At 67.0% G+C, this 18,588-nt stretch carries 20 protein-coding genes and 1 riboswitch; of the genes, 13 read left to right on the top strand and 7 right to left on the bottom strand.

Features of this window, described 5'->3' with window-relative positions:
* Window positions 1-49 precede the first annotated feature (49 nt).
* Window positions 50-175 carry a hypothetical protein gene (locus BRX43_RS21130; protein ID WP_277600150.1) on the top strand — a complete coding sequence of 42 codons (126 nt, stop codon included), beginning with the start codon at window positions 50-52 and terminating at the stop codon, window positions 173-175.
* 79 nt (window positions 176-254) lie between these two features.
* Here BRX43_RS21130 and BRX43_RS02375 read toward each other — a convergent pair whose 3' ends face one another.
* From BRX43_RS02375 to uvsE, 4 genes are all read right to left on the bottom strand, one after another.
* Window positions 255-659, bottom strand: coding sequence for a hypothetical protein (locus BRX43_RS02375; protein ID WP_125993221.1), 405 nt, complete (start codon window positions 657-659; stop codon window positions 255-257).
* A gap of 317 nt (window positions 660-976) precedes the next feature.
* Window positions 977-1,588: a TetR/AcrR family transcriptional regulator gene (locus BRX43_RS02380; protein ID WP_125993223.1), complete on the bottom strand. Its 612-nt coding sequence runs from the start codon at window positions 1,586-1,588 to the stop codon at window positions 977-979.
* A 47-nt stretch (window positions 1,589-1,635) separates the two neighbouring features.
* Entirely contained in the window at window positions 1,636-1,941 is a 306-nt protein-coding gene (locus BRX43_RS02385) for a hypothetical protein (RefSeq protein WP_125993224.1), read from the bottom strand.
* Between the two features lie 109 nt (window positions 1,942-2,050).
* Window positions 2,051-3,199 (bottom strand): UV DNA damage repair endonuclease UvsE, encoded by a 1,149-nt coding sequence (gene uvsE, locus BRX43_RS02390; RefSeq protein WP_125993225.1) that lies wholly within the window; start codon window positions 3,197-3,199, stop codon window positions 2,051-2,053.
* Between the two features lie 342 nt (window positions 3,200-3,541).
* Here uvsE and BRX43_RS02395 point away from each other — a divergent pair, with 342 nt between their 5' ends.
* Together BRX43_RS02395 and BRX43_RS02400 are read left to right on the top strand one after the other, a co-directional pair.
* Window positions 3,542-4,129, top strand: coding sequence for a PEP-CTERM sorting domain-containing protein (locus tag BRX43_RS02395; RefSeq protein ID WP_125993227.1), 588 nt, complete (start codon window positions 3,542-3,544; stop codon window positions 4,127-4,129).
* Between the two features lie 173 nt (window positions 4,130-4,302).
* On the top strand, window positions 4,303-5,436 hold the full coding sequence (locus BRX43_RS02400; RefSeq protein ID WP_125993229.1) for an aldose epimerase family protein: 1,134 nt from the start codon (window positions 4,303-4,305) through the stop codon (window positions 5,434-5,436).
* Window positions 5,437-5,464: 28 nt separating this feature from the next.
* Here BRX43_RS02400 and BRX43_RS02405 read toward each other — a convergent pair whose 3' ends face one another.
* Window positions 5,465-6,229 (bottom strand): FCD domain-containing protein, encoded by a 765-nt coding sequence (locus BRX43_RS02405; protein ID WP_206433067.1) that lies wholly within the window; start codon window positions 6,227-6,229, stop codon window positions 5,465-5,467.
* A gap of 145 nt (window positions 6,230-6,374) precedes the next feature.
* Window positions 6,375-7,235, bottom strand: a complete 861-nt coding sequence (locus tag BRX43_RS02410) for a type 1 glutamine amidotransferase (protein WP_125993230.1) — start codon at window positions 7,233-7,235, stop codon at window positions 6,375-6,377.
* Between the two features lie 164 nt (window positions 7,236-7,399).
* Here BRX43_RS02410 and BRX43_RS02415 point away from each other — a divergent pair, with 164 nt between their 5' ends.
* On the top strand, window positions 7,400-8,437 hold the full coding sequence (locus tag BRX43_RS02415; protein ID WP_125993231.1) for an oxidoreductase: 1,038 nt from the start codon (window positions 7,400-7,402) through the stop codon (window positions 8,435-8,437).
* A gap of 6 nt (window positions 8,438-8,443) precedes the next feature.
* Here the strand turns inward: BRX43_RS02415 and BRX43_RS02420 are convergent, their stop codons facing one another.
* Window positions 8,444-10,894, bottom strand: coding sequence for a DUF3772 domain-containing protein (locus tag BRX43_RS02420; protein ID WP_241214716.1), 2,451 nt, complete (start codon window positions 10,892-10,894; stop codon window positions 8,444-8,446).
* Between the two features lie 141 nt (window positions 10,895-11,035).
* Window positions 11,036-11,142: riboswitch (SAM-I-IV-variant riboswitch) on the top strand.
* A 55-nt stretch (window positions 11,143-11,197) separates the two neighbouring features.
* Between BRX43_RS02420 and BRX43_RS02425 the strand changes: the two genes are divergently transcribed.
* The 9 genes from BRX43_RS02425 to BRX43_RS02465 form a co-directional block, all read left to right on the top strand.
* Window positions 11,198-12,277: a low specificity L-threonine aldolase gene (locus tag BRX43_RS02425; protein ID WP_125993232.1), complete on the top strand. Its 1,080-nt coding sequence runs from the start codon at window positions 11,198-11,200 to the stop codon at window positions 12,275-12,277.
* A 421-nt stretch (window positions 12,278-12,698) separates the two neighbouring features.
* The gene (locus BRX43_RS02430) at window positions 12,699-13,928 is read left to right on the top strand and encodes an integrase arm-type DNA-binding domain-containing protein (protein ID WP_125993233.1); all 1,230 of its coding nucleotides are present in this window, start codon (window positions 12,699-12,701) and stop codon (window positions 13,926-13,928) included.
* A gap of 137 nt (window positions 13,929-14,065) precedes the next feature.
* On the top strand, window positions 14,066-14,425 hold the full coding sequence (locus BRX43_RS02435) for a hypothetical protein (RefSeq protein WP_125993234.1): 360 nt from the start codon (window positions 14,066-14,068) through the stop codon (window positions 14,423-14,425).
* Between the two features lie 289 nt (window positions 14,426-14,714).
* Window positions 14,715-15,044, top strand: a complete 330-nt coding sequence (locus BRX43_RS20705) for a helix-turn-helix domain-containing protein (protein ID WP_241214717.1) — start codon at window positions 14,715-14,717, stop codon at window positions 15,042-15,044.
* Window positions 15,045-15,229: 185 nt separating this feature from the next.
* Complete coding sequence (locus BRX43_RS02445) at window positions 15,230-15,514, top strand: hypothetical protein (RefSeq protein ID WP_125993235.1); 285 nt, start codon at window positions 15,230-15,232, stop codon at window positions 15,512-15,514.
* Window positions 15,511-15,837 carry a hypothetical protein gene (locus tag BRX43_RS02450; RefSeq protein ID WP_125993236.1) on the top strand — a complete coding sequence of 109 codons (327 nt, stop codon included), beginning with the start codon at window positions 15,511-15,513 and terminating at the stop codon, window positions 15,835-15,837. The genes BRX43_RS02445 and BRX43_RS02450 overlap by 4 nt, the downstream gene beginning before the upstream one ends.
* Complete coding sequence (locus tag BRX43_RS02455) at window positions 15,834-16,313, top strand: hypothetical protein (RefSeq protein WP_125993237.1); 480 nt, start codon at window positions 15,834-15,836, stop codon at window positions 16,311-16,313. The genes BRX43_RS02450 and BRX43_RS02455 overlap by 4 nt, the downstream gene beginning before the upstream one ends.
* Window positions 16,310-17,248 carry a CHC2 zinc finger domain-containing protein gene (locus tag BRX43_RS02460; protein ID WP_125993238.1) on the top strand — a complete coding sequence of 313 codons (939 nt, stop codon included), beginning with the start codon at window positions 16,310-16,312 and terminating at the stop codon, window positions 17,246-17,248. The genes BRX43_RS02455 and BRX43_RS02460 overlap by 4 nt, the downstream gene beginning before the upstream one ends.
* Window positions 17,245-18,588 (top strand): AAA family ATPase (locus tag BRX43_RS02465; protein WP_125993239.1); only part of this gene is annotated, 1,344 nt, incomplete at its 3' end. The genes BRX43_RS02460 and BRX43_RS02465, both read left to right, overlap by 4 nt.

Raw genomic sequence — 18,588 nt, forward strand, 5'->3', positions numbered from 1 at the left:
GGCACGACCACCGCGCGTTGACCGCTCATTGCAGCCCAAGGAGTGGATCATGACCGACGAACAGCCGAACGCCGGCAGCGACAAGGAACAGAAGACGCCGGTCGAAGCGCCGGAAGAGGAATCGGGTGCGGGCTACGGCAACAATGCCGGCGCGCAGGGCGAACAGAAGGACTGACGCCTGGCGGCAGGCGGTGCCTTGGTCTTTTCGGCCGGCACCGCCTGATGCCGAACCCAGTCGAGCAGCGCGAGCGGGATCATGCGCGCAGCCGCTCCTGCTGCGGTTCGCGGCGGGTGACGCCGATGCTGTCGACGATCAGCTCATATTGCGCCGGGGAAAAGCCGGCGGCGAGAAACTCGCGCACCGCGTGCGACGGCACGGTATAGCCATGGTGCCAGCTCAGCACGGCGATCCGGCGCAGCGCCTCCAGCCGCGGATCGGCCAGGCGCGGATTCGGCCGGTCGCCGAACACGGCGCCCATCGCCATGGCGATCCGGCCCGGCGTGCGAAGCGACGACATGCGATCCTTGCGGGCGATCGCGACCACCGACCATTCCAGCGCGCTAAGGCCGGCCGAGGCGGAACGCGGCGCGACCGGGATCGCGGCGACGGGTTCGGCGAGGCCGGCGGCGCCGACTTCGGAAAAAGCGAGATAGGCCATGTTCGTCTCCCTGGTTCGGACCTGGGCATGACGGGGCCTTTCCCCCTGGCGCCCGGCCATGGCTGTCATTTGGTCGAGGCGACAGGACACATGGATGCGACGCCGATGGCGCCCATCCACGGGCCTGCCGTGAAAATCCTGGAGAAACCGGGCCCTGACGGGCGGCCGGTATGCTTACTCCGGGTCGGTGGATCACCCTTTTTGTTGGGAGCCGCCTTCCGTACCGCATGGTATATAAGCGTGATTCGCGAGCGTCAACGACTTTGTGTACCGAACGGTATTTTAGCGTTCCGGACCATCAAATCGTGCGACCGCAATCACTTGCTCGGCCAGCATTGCAGGCTGATCGCGATCACCCGGTCCAGCTCGTCGCGCGTCGCGCCCGACCCGGCCTGCACCGCCATCCCCTGCAGCACGGCGTAGAGATATTGGGTGAGGCCGGCGATATCGGCATCCGCAGGCAGGTCGCCCTCGCGCTTGGCGCGCTCCAGCCGCTCGACCAGCGCAGCCTGCGAGGAGGCGCGCCTGGCGATGACATCGGTCTTGATCGACTCGGCCTCGCTGCCGCACGCGGTCATGTGGATGACGCCCATGCAGCCCTTGGGATCGCATTGGCTGGTCTGCATCTGGACCGCACCGCGCAGCAGATGCTCGACCACGCCCCGCGCGCTGGGTTGGTCCAGCGCGGTGCGCATATAGTCCAGCTTCTCGGCCTCGTAGAGGTCCAAGGCTTTGTGGAACAAGGCTTCCTTATTGCCGAACGCGGCATAGAGGCTGGGCTTGGTGATGCCCATCGCCTCGGTCAGCTCGGTGAGCGAGGCGCCTTCATAGCCCTTGCTCCAGAAGACGCGCAATGCGGCGGCGAGCGCCCGTTCCGTGCAGAACTCGCGCGGCCGGCCCTTGGGCACGGTGCAGACGGCTTTTTCCATAACGAACGGTATATAAAATTTTTTGCCGGCGAAGCAAGGTGCCGGGGTCAGCCGGCGGGATCGACCAGCAAGGCGCGCCGGCCGAACATCCGCCGCCAACGGCCATGGCGACTGGCCTCGGCGGCGACCTCCGCGACGGCGGCGGACAGGTTCGGGCGGTGTCGCAGGACGATGCGCTGCCAGGCGGTGGAGGGCAGCATCACCAAGACCGGTCCCGCCGCATGACCGGGAAGACAGACATAGCCGTCTTCCGTCCAACCCTGGCGAAGATGAAGGGTCAGCCCGTCCAGACCGGGCCGCGTTGGCGGTGGCTCCGACGGTGTGTCGAACAACAGGGACGCAATGCTGGCCATCAGCACCAATAATGAGCGATTTTGCATGACGTTCCTGCCATGTGCCCGCCAATCGCCTGATAAGGATCAGGAAGCTCATGACCGTCCCGTAAAGGGACGGATCAGGCGATCAACCTTCCCCCTCATCGACATCGGCGTCCTGTTCGGCATCGGCATGGTCTTCGACCAGCGCCTCGTCTTCCGCCAGTGCCGCCGCATCGTCCGCCGACAGGCCGAAGCGGATGGCGACGTCGGGTGCATAGCGGACCAGATCGCCGCGCAGCCGCAACAGGCTCAGATCCTTGGCCTTCCCCTCCAGCATCACGTCGAAGTCCAGCCCCTCGGCCATGCGCATGAAGGTGGCGAACTCGAACGGGTTGGTGAAGTCGGCATGACCGGTCCAGACCGGCGGGCGAAGCACGGTGCGGACACGGGCATTGGGCTTGACCGGGGCCTTGAGCAGCGCCTTGCCGGCGGCCTTCTTCCCCGCCTTGGCGGCTTCGCGCTCCTTGGGGGAGATGGCCTGCTTCACCTCGCGCATTTCGGTACGGGGCGAGGAGAAGTGGATCTTCGGCCGCACCCCCGCCGGCCAGCTCGCCAGAAAGCGCGCCAGCGTGTCGCGCAGGTCGAGCCGCTCGGGATTGAGGCACCAGAAATGCTGATAGTCGAAGATGCAACGCACCCCCGTCCGCTCCTGGATCCACAGCACATCGGCGGCGGAGAAGCGCAGATCGTCATTCTCCAGCACCAGCCGGGCACGGACATGATCCGGGCATTGCTCCCATCCCTTGATCCAGCGGGCGCGGCTCGCCTCGCGATCGTCATAGACGCCGCCGACATGGGTGACGACCACCGCCTCCGCATCCAGCCCCATCCGGTCGAGCATCTCCGACTGGCTGGCGAGATCGCGGATGCTCCGCGTCGTCAGCCCGGCATCGGGCGCGTTGAGCAGGATATATTGCGAGGGGTGGAAGGACAGGCGGATGTCGAGCGCGCGTGCCTTGGCGCCGAACGCCCGCAATTCCGCATCGCTTTCCGCGACCATGTCATGGAATTGCGGCATGTCGGGATGGGTGGCGTAGGGCGCGATGTCCGAGGACAGGCGGTACATGTCGAGCCGCTCCGCCGCGAGATAGTCGAGCACCGGGTCGAGCAGTTCGAGCGAGCATTTCAGATGCGGGTTCTTCTGCCAGCGCCGCGTATCCTGCGTCTTCAGCTCGGGGCGGCCCATCACCTTGACCGGAAAGCCGAGGCGCAAGGGGCGGTTGGGATCGGTCATCGCGGCTCCGGCGCAGGGGACAGGATTGGGCGGAACGCGGCAATGCGGATGCGGGTCCGGCACGGCTCGCGCCTTTGCGCAACCCCGCCTTGCACACTCCCGCACAGGCTCTGGCGACAGGGATGCGGAAGCGACCGCGTTCGCCAGCGCCGTGGTTGAAGATCATGGTTGAGATCGGGTAATACTCCTTACCGTCCAAATCCTCCATTGCCGCCGCACCGATTAACCAACCACCGTTCCACCCCGGCACTTCGTTAACTTTAGGCGATCGTTGAAGCACGGTCGCGATACGCGCAATTACGGTTCCGACAGCGCGGCACTGCGCAAACGGGGACCAACATCATGACGACGTTTCGCAACTTCTTCGCCGCCGCCGCCCTGACCACCGTCGTTGCTGCCACGCCCGCCATGGCGACGACCACCGTCACCGGCGCGATCCGCTTCGGCGCGAACAGCACCAATTACTTCGACAATAGCCATGGCTATGTGCCCGCCGGCTATGCCAATGCGACGTCCAGCGCGGTGGATGCCAGCTATGGCAGCGGCTTCGGCTTCGAGGATGCGGCCAACACCAACACCGCCACTTTCTTCAACAACGCGCTGACCATCAAGGACGTGTCGTCGCAGATGGGCGCATCCAGCTTCGTGATGAGCTTCACCGCCGATGCCGCCGGCTTCTTCGACCATGCGGTCATCTCCTACGACACGTTTGGCGGCTCGCTGTCGCTGGTCGGCAACACGCTGACCTATTCCGCGCCGGCGACCGGTCTCGCCGGCACGCGGATGGTGACGATCATGTTCCAGGGCATCTCGGCGGTGCCGGAGGCGGGCACCTGGGTGTTGATGCTGACCGGCTTCGGTGCGATCGCGGTGGCGATGCGCCGCCAGCGCCGTTCGGCGGCCCCTTCGGTCCGCGTCGCCTTCGCCTGATCCCCTTCCCCCCACCTCCGGGATGATGCGCGCCGCCGGTCCGATCAGGGCCGGCGGCTTTGTTCGTCCGCTTCGCTATTTGTCCAACCAATAGCTTGGCCCGTGCCGCGCCACCGGATATGGATGGCGGGAGACCGGCGCTCCGCAGGCGAGCGTGTCCGCAGGAGAGAGATATGAAGAGACTGGCCCTTGCCGCATGTGCCGCCGCGATGATGACCGCCCCCGCCGCCTATGCCGCCGACGCCAAGCGGTCGAGCTTCGGCGCGATGCCCGATGGTCGCGACGTGCCGGCGGTGACGCTGACCAACGGCAAGGGCGTGTCCGCGCGCGTCATCGCCTATGGCGCGGCGCTCCAGTCGCTGCTGATGCCCGACCGTAAGGGGCAGGTCGCCGATGTCCAGCTCGGCCATGCCACGGTCGCCGAATATATCGCCAATCCCAACTTCTTCGGCGCCAGCGTCGGCCGCTTCGCCAACCGGATCGCCGCCGGCCGCTACACGCTGGACGGCAAGAGCTATAGCGCGCCGCTGAACGATGGTCCCAACACGCTGCATGGCGGACCGCAGGGCTTCGACAAGGCGGTCTGGGCCGTCACCTCGGTGAAGAGCGGGCCGACCGCCTCGGTGACGATGCGCCATGTCAGCCGCGATGGGGAAATGGGCTATCCCGGCACGCTGACCGTCGACGCCACCTATTCGCTCGACGAGCAGAACAACCTGACGATCGAATATCGCGCCACGACCGACAAGCCGACGATCGTCAACATCACCAACCACGCCTATTGGAACCTGGCCGGCGAGGGATCGCCGGGCGGTGCGATGGGCCATGTGCTGACCATCCCGGCCGACACCTTCCTGCCGACCGACAAGACCGCGATCCCGACCGGCATGTTCCAGCCGGTGGCGGGCACCCCCTTCGACTTCCGCACGCCGCGCGCCGTGGCGGACCGGGTGCGCGACGCCAGCAGCCCGCAGATCGTGTTCGGCAAGGGATATGACCATAATTGGGTGGTCGGCCGCGCCGTCACCCCCGACCAGCATCTGATGGCGCGGGTCAGCGACCCTGTGTCGGGCCGCGGGTTCGAGCTGTGGTCGAACCAGCCGGGCCTGCAATTCTATTCCGGCAACTTCCTGACCGGCACCATTCCCGGCAAGTCGGGGCGCCTCTATCGCCAGGGCGACGCCGTGGTGTTCGAGCCGCAGATCTTCCCGGACACGCCGAACCGCCCGGACTTCGGCTCGGCGCGGCTGGCCCCGGGCCAGACCTATCGCAACGTCATGACCTATCGCCTGACCACCGGCGGCTGAGCCGCCGCCGGGCAAGGGGACGGGGCGGTCACGTACCGCCGCGCTCCCCCTGCCCTCCGGCGGACGCGATCGAACCGCCGTCGATCAGCGTCAGCACATCCTGGATCAACCGGTGCATCGCCGCCCGCGCCGCCGCCGCATCGCCCGTCGCGATCGCCTCCGCCACCGCCTCGTGGTCGGCGATATTGGCGGTGCGCCCCTTGATCCGGTTGGTGAAGCGGATGGAGGTACGCAGGGCGGTCGCGACCACGTCGCGGAACTGCGCGTAGAACGGGTTCTTCGACGCGCGCAGGATCGCGACATGGAAGGCGATATCGGCGTCGAGCGGATCGTCCTCCCCCGCCTCCGCCGCGCGCATCCGCTCCAGCCCGGCGGCGATGTCGCGAAGGTCGCCGGGCCCGGCGAAACCCGCCGCCAGCGCCGCCGCCTCCGGCTCGATCGCGACGCGCAGCTGGTTGAAATGGACCAGCAGCTCGATCGAGAATTTGCGTTCGAGCAGCCAGCGCAGCACGTCGGTGTCGAACAGATTCCAGTTGCACGATGGCTGGATCACCGTCCCCTGGCGCGGCCGGGCGCTCAGCAGCCCCTTGGCGGTCAGCATCTTCACCGCCTCGCGCGTCACCGATCGGCTGACGCCGTGCTGGCGCGCCAGTTCCGCCTCGGTCGGGAAGCTGCGCTGTTCGTAATGACCCGTGACGATCGCCCGGCCCAGATTGTCGAGCATGCCATAGGTCAGGTTGCGGCCGAGCGGCGCCCGGTCCAGCAAAGGAAGATCGGTCGTCAGCGTTGACATGGCCCCTGTCGCTCCCCTGCGATGCCTGTTCTGGTCTCTGCGTACACATATTGACGGGGCGTCAGAAGCGTTCGTCGTATAAAAGAACGAGCCGGTTTGGAGCTATCCCCTTGCCCGGCCGGGCGAACGCCATGGTCCGCCGGCGTCAGTCCCGCCGTCGCTGCGCGTGACGCGCGGCCACCAGCGTGTCGAGGAAGTTGCGCAATTCGCGGCGGCGACAGGCCATGTCGGCGAACTCCCCGTCCACCCCCAGATGCCAGCGGAGCGCCGGCGAGTCGGGATCGTCCCGCAACGCCGCCAGCAAGTCCGCGTGCCGCTCCACCGCCGCCTCGTCCAAGGCCAGCCCCTGCTCGACCAGGTCGTTCGCCTGGCCCCGCAATGCGCTGGCGATCTCCTCGGGCGACAGTTCGGGATGATATTGCACGCCCCAGAAGAGGCCGCCGTCATGCCGGATCTCCGCCGCCTGCACCGCGCTGACGCCGTTGCTGGCGAGCAGCAGCGCGCCCTCGGGCAGCGATTCGACCTCGTCGCCATGGATGGCGGGCGCGTCCCAGCAGGCGGGGCGGCCGGCGAGCAGCGGATGGTCGCGCCCCGCCATGGTCGACGCGATGCGGCGCGCGATGCCCGCCTCCAGCCGTTCGGGAATGGGCCGCACCGTTCCGCCCGCCGCCGCGACCGCGACCTGCAATCCCGCACATGATCCGAAGGACGGCACGCCCGAGGCGAAGACCGCGCGCATGAACGCGATCTGCCGCCGCACCGGCGGACTGTCCTCGTAGACATGGAGCGGCGAGCCGGTGAGGAAGACGCCGTCATAGGCGGCGATCTGCTCGGGCGTATAGACGGGCGAATCCTCGTCGGCGGGGGCGATCCGTTCGGCGACGATTCCGGGCACCATCTGTTCCAGCGTCGCGATATAGCTCTCGCCGGAACTGCGTCCGGCGCGTTCGCGGCGGTCCGCGCGATGTTCGGGGGTTTCGCTTTCGGCGACCAGGACGGTGTACAAGGCGCGGCGCTTTCATCAGGGCGGAAACGGGGCATAACGACGCGGCGGCCCGGCTCTATCCACCGGGTTTGACCTCGATCATGGCGAATGCGCGGGCGGTGATGGGCGGCGGCGGCCCGATGTGGCACATGGCGTCGAACCGTGCCGCAATGTCAGGAGCTTCGATGACCCAGCCCTCGATCGCCACCGGCCTGATCGGCTTCGGCCTGGCGGGCAGCGCCTTCCACGCGCCGCTGATCGCCGCGACGCCGGGGCTGCGGCTCGCCGGCATCGCCAGTTCCCAGAAACCGGCGGTTGCCGCCGCCTGGCCGGACGTGCCGGTCTTCGCCGATCCCGCCGCGCTGATCGCCGATCCGTCGATCGAACTGGTCGTGATCGCGACGCCCAATGCCAGCCATGCCCCCCTGGCCCGGGCGGCGCTGGCGGCGGGCAGGCATGTGGTGATCGACAAGCCCTTCGTCGCCGATCCCGACGATGGCTCCGTCCTGATCGCGGCGGCGCGGACCGCGGGGCGCGTGCTCAGCGTCTTTCACAATCGCCGCTGGGACAGCGACTTCCGGACGGTACGGTCGCTGGTCAAGAGCGGCGTGTTGGGCGAGGTGATGCGCTGCGAGATGCACTGGGATCGCTTCCGGCCCGCGATCAAGCCGGGGTGGCGGGAAGATCCCGGCATGGCCACTGGCCTGCTCGCCGATCTGGGGCCGCATCTGGTCGACCAGGCGCTGGTGCTGTTCGGCCAGCCGGAGCGGGTCGCCGCGGACGTGATCGCCCAGCGACCCGAGGCGCGGGTCGACGATGCCTTCACGATGACGCTCCATTATGGCGTGCGGCGGGTGACGCTCGCCGCCTCGACGCTGACGCTGGCCCCCCGCCCCCGCTTCGCGCTGCATGGCACGGCCGGGCACTTCGCCATCCATGGCATCGATCCGCAGGAGGCGGTGCTGCGCGCGGGCGGACGGATCGACGATCCCGCCTTCGGCGTGCAGGAGCCCGGGCTGGACGGCGTGCTGACGCTGGCGGACGGCGGACGCCGGACGGTGCCGAGCGAACGCGGCGACTGGCGGCTCTATTATGCCGGCATGGTCGCCGCGATCGGCGACGGCGCGCCGCCCCCGGTGACGCCCGAAGATGCGCTCGCCGGCCTGCGCGTCATCGACGCCGCCCGGACCAGCGCGCGCGAGGGGCGGACGATCGCGCTCTGACGCCGCTCAGCCGTTCGGCGGCGCGCTCGGCAGGAGCTGGAGCTGCTGCGGCACCGTGCCGACATCGATCTCCTCCTGGGCGAAGCGTTGCAGCACCGCGAGCAGCACGGCGCTACGCGCGCCATAGGCGGCACGCGGGCCTGCGGTGTGGGCGAAGCAGTTGAACAGGATGCGGCCGTCCGCGATGCTGTCGACGAACGCCTTGGGCGCGGGATCGTCCAGCACGGTCGGGTCGACGGCGAAGGCGTCGAGCACGATCGCCTGCACCCGCGACGGATCGATGTTGAGCGGCACCGAGAACTGGATCTGCACGCGGCCGAGCGGATTGTTCAGCGTCTTGTTCAGCACCGGCTTGGTGATGAGTTCGGAATTGGGCACGATCAGCGTCGAATGATCGGCCAGCTCGATCTCGGTCGACCGCACGCTGATCCGCTTCACATCGCCTTCGTCGGCACCGATCCGCACCAGGTCGCCGATCTTCACCGGCCGCTCCGCCAGCAGGATCAGGCCGGACACGAAATTCTGCGTGATCGCCTGCAGGCCGAAGCCGATGCCGACCGACAGGGCGGACAGCAGCAGGGCGATCCGCTCCATGCCGATGCCCAGCGACGTCAGCCCCCACAGCACCGCCAGGATGATCGCGAGATAGCGCGCGACCATCGCGAAGGAGTTGCGCGCGCTCAGGTCCAGCTCGGTGGTCGGCAGATAGCGCTCGTTCAGCCAGCGCATGAACAGCCGCGCCAGCGTCAGCCCGACGCACAGCACGATCACGGCGCGGATGATCGCCCAGGGCGAGATGCTGACATCGCCGACGGTGATGCCGTTGGCGACGGTCGCGAACCGGTCGAAGGTCGACCCCACGTCCGACCCGAACGGGGTCAGCAGCATCACCACCGCGACGATCGCCAGTCCCAGCCGCAGCGCGCCCGACAGCAGCACGCCGAACTGGTCGATCGCGCTCGCCCTGATGCCGATGCCGCGCGCCAGCAGCTGGCCGGTGCGGCTGGCCGATGCGAAGACGGTGGTCACGACATCGTCGATGAAGACCAGCAACAGGTAGAAGGTGGCGGCGACGATCGCGAGCCACTCGATCGCGATCCGGGTCAGGAACAGGCTGAAATTGGTATAGCCGACCAGCAGCGCGGCAGTGCTGGCCAGCGTCACCAGCCAGGCGACCAGCGTCACGCCGCCCACCCAGGCGCGCCCTGCCGCCGCGCCGGCGGACGCCTCCACCGCCGGGTTCTGCGCGGCGGCGGCATCGGCAGCCTCGTCGGCATGGGCGCGCAGCCGGCCCAGCGTCAGCAGGACGCCGCCGATCACGACCAGCCGGATCGTCGCCAGTCCCGCATTCGCCGCCGCATCGAGCGCGCCGCCGATATGCAGCACCGCGTTGACGGCGGGCAGCAGCATGTCGAGCGCGGTCAGGATCGCCAGCACCCAGGCCCAGGGCAACAGCGCCACCGCTACCCGGTCGCCGATCGGCAGCAATCGCCACGATCCCTGGCTGCGCATCAGCAGCGCCGCGGCCAGCGCGCCGACGAAATTGCCCATGCCGACCGCGAAGACGAAGGTCGACAGCACCGGCTCGGCGGTCGCCCCCGCCAGCCCCGACCAGCGCAGCCCCTGCACCAGCATCACCGCCGCCAGCGTCGGCAGCAGCGTGCCCGTCGCCACGCGCCACATGGCATAGCTCGACCGACGCACCCGGTGGCCGGGGGCGGAGCCGATCGCATAGCGGCGCCCCGCATCGCGCAGCGCGATCCGCGCCGGCCAGGCCAGCGCGATCGCCACGACCAGCCCCAGCACCGCCAGCCAGACATGGCCGCCCCGCGCGCCGGCGACGATGTCGCGCATCACCCGCCCGGCATAGCGGGTCGCCTGCTCCATATCATGGGGCAGCGCGGTGGCGATGCCGGCCCAGAAGGCCGGGGTCAGGGGCGAGGCATTGCGCGTCGCCCAGCTCCGACCCAGTTCGGCGGCCTGGGCGGCGTTGATGCTGTCGGTCATCTGTTGCGCTTCGACCGACAGCAGATTGCCGCGCTTGATCGCCGAATCGATCGTCGCCCGCCGCTGCGCCAGCAGCTTGCGCTGCGCGACGATGTCAGGCGCGTCGACGATGCCGGCCGTGGTCGGGCCGACCTCCGCGATCTTGGCATCGACCAGCGCCATCTGCGCCTGCAACGTCGCGCCGGTGTCCGCCGCCACGGTCCGCGCCGCCGCCAGCCGGTCGATCAGCTCGCCGCGTTCCTCGCGGCCATGCGCATCGTCCGCCGCCGCCTCCACCGCGCGGACATCGGCGGAAGCCTCGGCCAGCTTCGTCACCGCCGCGCCGACCGGATCGTCCGCCTGCGCCGTCGCGGCGCCGGCAGCGAGAAGGGACAGCAGCACCGCCACGAGCAGCGGAAACAGCGGCAACGGGCGGCGGCGGGGAAGGCAGGACAGGGACAGGCAGGACACGACAGACTCCGCATCGACGGGCGATGTCGGGTGGCCTTACGCCTTTGGCGCACCGGGAGCGAGCCTCCACCCCGCCATCTCCATCGACCTTGTCCCCGGCACGACAGGCTTGACGATCAGTCCCGCCTCGTCTAGCGGCCTAACCAGCATCAAGAGTCGGAGCACGTCCGGCACCAACCTGCGCCCGCGCAAGGTGGTACCCCTGGAAACAGAGGGATGTGGCCGATCCGGCAATTAGCGGGTTTTTAGCCACATCGTCGTTCCCCCGATGCCGGATGCCGTCAACAACTACGGAATCGGCCTGTGACGAGCTATCAACCGCAACAATTCGCCAGCGACAATTATGCCGGAGCCTGTTCGGAAGCATGGGACGCGATGCTTGCCGCCAATGGCGGCTCCGCCACCGCCTATGGCGACGATGGCTGGACGCAGCAGGCCGCCGACTGTTTCCGCACGCTGTTCGACAAGGATTGCGAGGTCTTCTTCGTCTTCAACGGCACCGCCGCCAATTCGCTGGCGCTCGCCTCGCTCTGCCAATCCTATCACAGCGTCATCTGTTCGTCGTCGGCGCATGTCGAGACCGACGAATGCGGCGCGCCCGAATTCTTCTCCAACGGCTCCAAGCTGTTGCTCGCCCCCTCGCCCGACGGCAAGCTGACGCCCCAGGCGATCCGCGAGCTGGCGACCACCCGTTCCGACATCCATTTCCCCAAGCCGCGCGTGGTGACGATCACCCAACCGACCGAGACGGGGCAGGTCTACAGCGTCGAGGAAGTCACGGCGATCGCCGCGCTGTGCCGCGAGCTGGGCCTCCGGCTGCACATGGACGGCGCGCGCTTCGCCCATGCCTGCGCCACCCTGGGCTGCACCCCGGCGGAGATGACCTGGCAGGCCGGGGTCGACGTGCTGTGCTTCGGCGGGACCAAGAATGGCATGGCGGTCGGCGAGGCGGTGATCTTCTTTGACCGGGCGCTGGCCGAGGATTTCGGCTATCGCTGCAAACAGGCGGGCCAGCTCGCCTCCAAGATGCGCTTCCTGTCGGCGCCCTGGGTCGCCCTGCTCGAAAGCGGCGCGTGGCTGCGCAACGCCCAGCATGGCAATGCCTGCGCGCAGCGGCTCGCGGCCAGGTTGGCGAACCTGCCCGAAGTGCGCCTGCTGTTCCCGGTGCAGGCGAACGGCGTGTTCCTCACCGCCCCGCCCGCCGTGCTCGACGAACTGCGCCGACGCGGCTGGCGCTTCTACACCTTCATCGGTGGCGGCGCCCGCTTCATGTTCGCCTGGGATGCGCAGGTCGAGCGGGTCGACGAACTCGCCGCCGACCTGCACGAAGCCTGTCGCCTCTGCCGGCGGGAATCGGTCGAGCCGGTTCCCACCTGGTCGTGACTCGATCCTCGGCGGGCGGGTCGGAACCGGTCCGCCCGCCATCCGCGCCCGGGTGGGCGGTGGCCGGGCGACGGCATCACCAGTCGCTGGTCGATCTGGCCGGCTGTTTCAGCGGACGCACGGATACGAGAGCCGCTTTGCCGGGCTATGTTTCGGGAGGAACGGATAAGGGTGTCGCGACGCGACATGGCATCGGCCGGGATGATCCCGGCCGGGGCTTCAGCCTGTACGAAGCTGGTGCCGAAACCTGCCGTTCACGACAGGAAAAATGGCGGAGAGGGTGTCCGCCTAACATGTGCGTCTTGGCGTTTCCAATCCGATCATCTGCATAGCATAAATCCAGCAAAAGCGCGGCTTTCCCTCTCCCATTGTATCAGGTCATGTCTTGACAGCGCAGTGGGGCTGTGGGCAACGTGGTGGGGTGGATAACAAGCAGCCAACCCGCCGCCGCGCTCCCGCCACTGTCGCAGAGGTCAACAGCTACCGAACACCCGGCCGCTATTCGGTCGGTGACGGGCTGTTGCTAGTCGTCAATCCATCCGGTTCCCGGTCATGGCTGGCGAGGGTCCGCGATCCATCCGGCAAGCGGCGTGACATAGGCCTAGGCCGGTTCCCCGAGGTGACTTTGAAAGAGGCCCGCGATCGGGCGGCAGAGCATCGCAAGGTGGTTCGCGACGGCTTGGACCCAGTGGTTGAGAAGCGGAAGGCTGCCAACGCCATCCCGACGTTCGCAGAGGCCGCCCAGCGCGTCTATGACGAACGCAAGAGCGGGTTCAAGAACGACAAGCATTCCGCCCAGTGGCTGTCCACGCTGAAGGACTATGCCTATCCCATGCTCGGCAGCCGTCCCATCGATCAGGTGACCGGGCCGCTGATCGTGCAAGCGGTGAAGCCGATATGGCTTGCCAAGCCTGAGACAGCCCGGCGGACCCTGCAACGCATTGGCGTCGTCATCTCATGGGCTACCGCGCATGGCTACCGGGAGCATGAGGCCTCCATGAAGGCCATCAAAATGGGCCTCCCCCCGCAGCCAAAGGGCGTAAAGCATTTCGCGGCCGTGCCCTATGCCGATGCGCCGGCCGTGTTCGCCAAGCTGCGGGCAGAGCCTGAGACGATCGCCCGCTTGGCCCTGCAATTTACCATCCTGACATGCGTTCGCAGCGGAGAAGCGCGGGGCGCACGATGGGACGAGGTTGACCTTGAGGCCCGGACTTGGACCGTGCCGGCCGATCGCATGAAGATGAAAACGGAGCATGTCGTGCCGCTTAGTGACAGCGCCACGGCTATGCTCCGGCAGCTTCATGCCAGCCGATCGAGCAGCCTCATCTTTCCAGGCCTCCAGCGCCGCACCAGCAAGCCGAGGGACGACAAGCCCCTGTCAGACGTGGCAGTGACCAAGGCCCTCCAGTTAGTCGCCCCAGACGCAACCGTGCACGGGTGGCGGTCAACGTTCCGCGACTGGGGTGCGGAGGAAACGAACGTCGCTAGCGAGGTGCTTGAAAAGGCTCTGGCGCACCAGATCAGCAGCGCAGTCGAGCGCGCCTATCGCCGCGGCGATTTGTTGGAGAAGCGCCGCCAGCTCATGCAGGCATGGGACGGCTTCCTACAAAACCGCAGCGCCGCCATCGTGTCGATCAGAGGTGCCGCATAATGGCGGATGTTGTCGGCCAAAATGGCCGCAAACTCACAGCAAGCGGGCGAGAGCGAGCTGAGCGCCTTGAGGCTATGGGCTGCCCTGAGTTGGATGATCCTGGTCGCCCAGGCCGCCCTTTGAGCCTCGCAACAATCATGGCCGCGAAGAACAACCGTTCGACGCGAACCGGGCGGCGACATTTGGCAGCGGCTAGGCATCTGATCACCCGCTTTGAGGTGCATCCGTCTGCACTGAATGGCACGTCGCTGAACAAGCCCAGCGAACGACAGGCGCTTACCAAGCTGCCTGACAGGGACGCCGCTAGGCTGATTGTGGCTGCAATGAAGGGTAAGCGCGTGTCCGCGCAGCTGCGGTTAGAACGGCTCAAATCGCCCAAGCAAAAAGTTTGGGAAGAAGTGGAAGCCCTGATCCGTTTGTTTAACAGGAGCAGCCCGGCCGCACGGGCCGAATTTCAGCATTTGCTATCGGCTTCAACCGCGTCGTCGCAACCGTGATGTGGCTCAACCGCGCCACCTCGGAACGGCGCATCTCGACCTCTTGGCGGCATGGCGCGAGACGGCCGGGTGGAAATGGCCGCTGTTCATGGTTGGCTATCTGTTCCGATCAGCTTAACTCATGGCGGGTATCACCTACCGGTTAAGATAGCCGGCCCCTTTCGATCCTTTGAGGATCGCGTCACGACCGGGAGGGCCCATGCCCTAGGAAAGCGAAGCCCTCCCGGTCGCTCTACCAGCGATGGGCGGCGGCTGTGACAGCCGCTCACAACACCGTGGGAGGACATGCGTGAACATGCCCCAATGCGTTCATAACCCGATTGCGCGACCAGATTCAACGATGGTGGCGACCGAAGTCGGCTTGGAGACACAAGACAAGCGTCGACTTGTCGGCGGTAAAGCCAGGATTCGTCCTGACGCATCAGGAAGCTCCACACAGAATGGAGCTTTCACCGTGGTCCCTGTAGCCGTTACCTTAGCAGATGCCCGCATCATGTCGGGCCTGAGCATCCCCACTCTCTACCGCCTAATGAGCCGTGGCGAGCTGGATACCGTCAAGGTTGGTCGCCGCCGACTTGTGAAGGTCGAGAGCATCAACCGACTGGTGGGGGCCGCGTGACTTATGGCCCTGCCATCGGCTGGGGCGCCGAAGCCCATTAAGCGAAAAGGCCGCGCGGTCGCCACCGCACGGCCTTTCCTCAAATCTTCTTACGTCAGCGCCAATCGAGATAGCATCTCTTGCCCGGCTTCACAATGCCGAGCCGCTCTCCCGATTGCCGGCGTTAGCGAAACTGGAGGTGCAGCATGAGCCGCCGCACCGACACCAGCGCCGCCGCCTATATGGGCATCCTGTCGTCTATGGCCCGCCTAGAACGTGTCGTGCTGGAGACGCTACACAGCCACCCTACCGGGCTGACCGTCGATGAGACGTGTGCGGCGGCGGGCTATCCTCGCTATTCGCTCCAGCCTCGCTTTACGGCGCTCAAGGAGCGGCAGGCGATTATAGACACGGGGTTGCGCCGGCAGAACGTCAGCGGCGCGAAGGCGATCGTTTGGCGCATCATGCCGCGTTCGGGAGGTGAGGCATGAAGCCGATCCCACCCGCATCCATCGTGTGGCCATCTGCCGCTTGCGATCCTGCCGCGTCCACTGCCCTTCCGGTGGAAGAGTTGATTGAGGCCGGCGGGGCGGCGGCGCTGCGGTCCTATATTGCCGCCCGCCTTGCTGTGATGGCAGGCGAGGAACCCGGCGCGCCTCGATCCCTCAGCGCTTTCGCCGTCGATCACCTCTCCGAACGTGTGAGCGACTTGGCAGACGGCGGCGTGACCGTCTCTGCCGCCAGTCTGCAAATGGCTTTGGCATACATCATGTACCTTGAGGCTGCGGCCAGCTTGGGAGGGTCGCGCGCATGAGCAGCGTCGTTCTTTCCATTGCCTCTCGGCAGTCGCGAGAGGTCCAAAGCCGTGCGGTCGCTGCGGTCTGCCTACAGCGGCACCGCGAGCTTGAGCGGACCAAGCTGGAGCGGATCACCGGCGTGTCCGGCTACGCGGATCAGGGCGCTAACCTGCCCCCGACCCTCGACGCTTGGTACAGGGCGAAACCGCTCCCGCCGGGCCGGATCAGGCTGCGGATGACGCTGCCCAGAGAGGTCGCGCGCCTGTACGGCCTGCCTGCAACGGCGCGTCTGATCGATTTGCGCGACATGGCAACGGCGACCGATCATTGGTCCGTTGCCGTGCTGCCCACGATGGGCGGTCATATCGTGGGAGTCGCCGCCCCGGATGGCAGCGGCGTCGGCGTGGTTTGGAGGCTTGCTCGCAAGGCGAATGACTATGCCCTGCGGCTGTCGGCTGAACATGGCCTGCCTATCCGCACGGTGCAGCTATGAGCCGCCTGGACGTGCCGACGATCCGGCAGGCCTATCCTGTGGCGTCGGTCGCGGCCGGCGCTGGCGTTAAGCTGCGGCCGGTCGCGGGCGAGCTGGCGGGCTGCTGTCCGTTCCATGCCGACCGTTCGCCCTCGTTCTATGTGTTCGGCGCGGGCGAGCGGTGGCATTGCTTCGGCTGCGGAGCCTCTGGAGACGTGCTGGACTTCGTGCAGCGCGCGTACAGCGTCACGATGCGGGAAGCCGCTGAGCGGCTCTGTGGAGGCAACCTGCCGCTAATTGACGCACCCAAAGTCGATGCACGGGGCGAGCGCAACAACAGCTATGCGCTGGAGATCATCCGCGATAGCGCCCCGATCGATGGCACCCCGGCAGAGGGATATTTGCGCAGCCGAGGCATCACCTTCGCTCTGCCGCCCGCCTTGCGGTTCGCGCGCCTGAAACCGCCCAAGGATAGCGGCGTACTGGTGGCGAACGGCCCCGGCCTGTTGCCCGCCCTGGTGGCAGTGGTGTCCGGTCCCGACAGCGCGCCGGCTGGTATCCAGCGGATCTACCTGACCAGTGACGGGCGCAAGGCCGCGTCCGCTGACGGCAAGGTGAAGTTTTCGCTGGGTTTCGTGCGTGGCGGCGCGATCCGGCTGGGGCCGGTGCTGGACCATGGGCTGGTGCTGAGCGGCAGCGTGGAAGATGGCTTGTCCTTGCTGGAAATGGGCGCGCCATCCGTTTGGGCCGCGCCGGGTGAAGGCACAGTCAAGGGGATGCACCTGCCCGAGCTGGTACGCAGCGTCGTCATCGGTGGCGATGGTGATGCGGAGGGGCGGCGTCATGCCGAGGCAGCGGCAACCGCGATCGTCAGCGGCGGGCGTGAGACGCGCATCATCTACCCAGGCGGCAGCGCTAAGGACTTCAACGACGAGCTTAGGGAGGTGCCTGCATGAGCCCCATCCCCTTCGCCGCTCGCGTCGATGACGCGCGGCCCTTCCACCCCCGGCTTAGCGCCGCCAATGGTGGGGCGGTTGAGGTCAAAGCCACCCCTTTTGTCTGGTGCGATCCCACCACGATTCCCCGCCGGCCGTGGGTGTTTGGTCATTGGCTGTTGCGCAACACCATAACCGCAGTGGTTGCGCCTGGAGGCATCGGCAAATCCTCGCTTATGGCCTCCGTTGTCCTGTCCCTGGCAACCGGCCGCCGGCTGCTTGGCAAAGACGTGTGGGGCGGTCCTAAGCGCGCTTGGTACTGGAACCTTGAAGATGACTTGGACGAGCTGAGCCGCCAGCTCCACGCCGCGGCTCTCTTCCATGGTGTAAAGCCGGAAGAGGTGGACGGCCGGCTGTTCGTAGACAGCGCCATGGATGGGGCTGGCCTATGCATTGCGGACCAAGGCCCGGAGGGGTTCACGATACGGGAGCCTGTCGTTGAAGCTCTCACAGCAGAGTTGATTGCCCGCAAGGTGGACGTGCTGATCGTTGACCCGTTCGTGTCGAGTCACAGCGTGGACGAGAACAATAACCCGGCAATCGATGCCGTTGCGAAGCGATGGGCAAAGGTCGCCAAGGAAGCCAATTGCGCGATCGTGCTGGTACATCACAGCCGCAAGCTCCACGGCGTAAAGGTCACGACTGAGGCCTCTCGTGGTGCAGTGTCGCTCACATCGGCGGCGCGCGCCACCTTGGTTCTAAACCGCATGGACGATGCGGAAGCCAACCGCTTTGGCGTTACCGAGGATCGCGAGCGGCGGCGGCTGTTCACAGTGCAGGACGACAAGCACAATCGCAGCCCCGCCGAGGATGCGCAGTGGTTCCGGCTCGCCTCCGTCAGCTTGGGCAACGCGACCCCCGACGATCCCTATGGGGACGACGGCGATAGCATTGGCGTGGTCACCCGCTGGACGCCGCCTGACGCGTTCGAGAACGTCACCGTTGACCACCTGCGACAGATACAGGCCTTGGTTGCTGCCGGATCTTTTAAGGAAAGCGCCCAGGCTGCGGATTGGGTCGGCAAGGCAGTTGCTGAGGTGCTGGGGCTAAGTGCGTACAAGCACGACAAGTCCGACCGCTCAAAGATCAACGGGCTACTACGTGGCTGGTTCGCCAATCGCGCCCTCATCGTAGTGGAGGAACGCGACCCGGTGAAGCGCGAGCTTAAGAAATTCGTGCGCGTCGGGACGCCTGCTGACGACACCGCCCCACCCGCGAAAGGTGGGGCGGGGCAAGGTGGGGCAAGTGGTGCACAAAAAGCGCCCCGCCCCACCTGCCCCCCTTTAGGGGCAGGGGTGGGG

The sequence above is a fragment of the Sphingomonas sp. S-NIH.Pt15_0812 genome (assembly GCF_003951315.1).
Taxonomy (GTDB): domain Bacteria; phylum Pseudomonadota; class Alphaproteobacteria; order Sphingomonadales; family Sphingomonadaceae; genus Sphingomonas.

Coding starts and splice junctions, on each gene's coding strand:
- BRX43_RS21130 (WP_277600150.1), top strand. CDS start 50: ATGACCGACGAACAGCCGAACGCCGGCAGCGACAAGGAACAGAAGACG.
- BRX43_RS02375 (WP_125993221.1), bottom strand. CDS start 659: ATGGCCTATCTCGCTTTTTCCGAAGTCGGCGCCGCCGGCCTCGCCGAA.
- BRX43_RS02380 (WP_125993223.1), bottom strand. CDS start 1,588: ATGGAAAAAGCCGTCTGCACCGTGCCCAAGGGCCGGCCGCGCGAGTTC.
- BRX43_RS02385 (WP_125993224.1), bottom strand. CDS start 1,941: ATGGCCAGCATTGCGTCCCTGTTGTTCGACACACCGTCGGAGCCACCG.
- uvsE (WP_125993225.1), bottom strand. CDS start 3,199: ATGACCGATCCCAACCGCCCCTTGCGCCTCGGCTTTCCGGTCAAGGTG.
- BRX43_RS02395 (WP_125993227.1), top strand. CDS start 3,542: ATGACGACGTTTCGCAACTTCTTCGCCGCCGCCGCCCTGACCACCGTC.
- BRX43_RS02400 (WP_125993229.1), top strand. CDS start 4,303: ATGAAGAGACTGGCCCTTGCCGCATGTGCCGCCGCGATGATGACCGCC.
- BRX43_RS02405 (WP_206433067.1), bottom strand. CDS start 6,229: ATGTCAACGCTGACGACCGATCTTCCTTTGCTGGACCGGGCGCCGCTC.
- BRX43_RS02415 (WP_125993231.1), top strand. CDS start 7,400: ATGACCCAGCCCTCGATCGCCACCGGCCTGATCGGCTTCGGCCTGGCG.
- BRX43_RS02435 (WP_125993234.1), top strand. CDS start 14,066: ATGGCCGCGAAGAACAACCGTTCGACGCGAACCGGGCGGCGACATTTG.
- BRX43_RS02445 (WP_125993235.1), top strand. CDS start 15,230: ATGAGCCGCCGCACCGACACCAGCGCCGCCGCCTATATGGGCATCCTG.
- BRX43_RS02450 (WP_125993236.1), top strand. CDS start 15,511: ATGAAGCCGATCCCACCCGCATCCATCGTGTGGCCATCTGCCGCTTGC.
- BRX43_RS02455 (WP_125993237.1), top strand. CDS start 15,834: ATGAGCAGCGTCGTTCTTTCCATTGCCTCTCGGCAGTCGCGAGAGGTC.
- BRX43_RS02460 (WP_125993238.1), top strand. CDS start 16,310: ATGAGCCGCCTGGACGTGCCGACGATCCGGCAGGCCTATCCTGTGGCG.